The organism is Mesorhizobium sp. M7A.F.Ca.MR.148.00.0.0 (genome assembly GCF_003997735.1).
Taxonomy (GTDB): Bacteria; Pseudomonadota; Alphaproteobacteria; order Rhizobiales; family Rhizobiaceae; genus Mesorhizobium.
This window is the reverse complement of record NZ_RZTB01000706.1, coordinates 1-235: the sequence shown is the minus strand read 5'-3', so window position 1 is coordinate 235 and position 235 is coordinate 1. Positions and strand designations below refer to the sequence as shown.

The 235-nt window shown below is 57.4% G+C and carries 1 pseudogene; it reads left to right on the top strand.

Annotation, left to right across the window (positions count from 1 at the left end):
- Positions 1-138: pseudogene (locus EOB49_RS38555) on the top strand (GIY-YIG nuclease family protein); the annotation flags it as partial.
- Positions 139-235: the final 97 nt, after the last annotated feature.

The window sequence follows — 235 nt, the reverse complement described above, 5'->3', positions numbered from 1 at the left end:
TACGAGGAGTATTTCGATATCACTGATGCGATCCAACGTGAGAAGTCCTTGAAACGCTGGCCACGCCAATGGAAGATCGAGCTGATCGAGAAGGCCAACCCGGAATGGTTCGAGCTCTTTCGTGGAACCGGCTGGTAGGGGCTCGGTTTCTTTCACTGCCGGAGCATGGCATCACCGTCGCGGCATGGATCCTAGGGTCTGCACTGCGTCGCTTCGCTCCTTGCTCCGCCCTAGG